General features: G+C 46.6%; 1 pseudogene. It reads right to left on the bottom strand.

Annotated features, from left to right (window positions below):
* Positions 1-573, bottom strand: a pseudogene (locus QM911_RS09920) (hypothetical protein); the annotation flags it as partial.

The following is a 573-nucleotide window of genomic DNA, read 5'->3' as shown; positions in this document are numbered from 1 at the left end:
CGTAGTCAATCTTAGGCTCTTCTGGTTGGGCTGGTTCCTCTGGTTTTGGTTCCTCTTTCGGAGTCGCTTGAAGCTGGTTGATAGAAGTTAGAGCTGCTTGCAAGGCTTTGTCTACCGCATCTTGAGTTTCGGCTGCTTCGATGGCTGCGATGGCTTGCTCTGATAACTCGACTAGTTTCTTCTTAGCTTCCTTATCGTCACCTAGTTCCTTGGTCTTGTTTTGAATAGCCTCCGCCAAACTTGCCATTGCCTTGTCGTAGTCAATCTTAGGCTCTTCTGGTTGGGCTGGTTCCTCTGGTTTTGGTTCCTCTTTCGGAGTCGCTTGAAGCTGGTTGATAGATGTTAGAGCTGCTTGCAAAGCTTTATCTACTGCATCTTGAGTCTTAGCTTCTTGGATAGATACAAGAGCTTGTTCTGACAACTCAACTAGTTTCTTCTTAGCTTCCTTATCGTTGCCTAGTTCCTTGGTCTTGTTTTGAATAGCCTCTGCCAAGCTTGCCATTGCCTTGTCGTAGTCAATCTTAGGCTCTTCTGGTTGAGCTGGTTCCTCTGGTTTTGGTTCCTCTTTCGGAG

It is taken from the genome of Streptococcus infantis (genome assembly GCF_047460825.1).
Lineage (GTDB): Bacteria > Bacillota > Bacilli > Lactobacillales > Streptococcaceae > Streptococcus > Streptococcus infantis_V.
The sequence above is the reverse complement of the archived record's forward strand: the minus strand, read 5'-3'. Positions and strand labels throughout refer to the sequence as shown.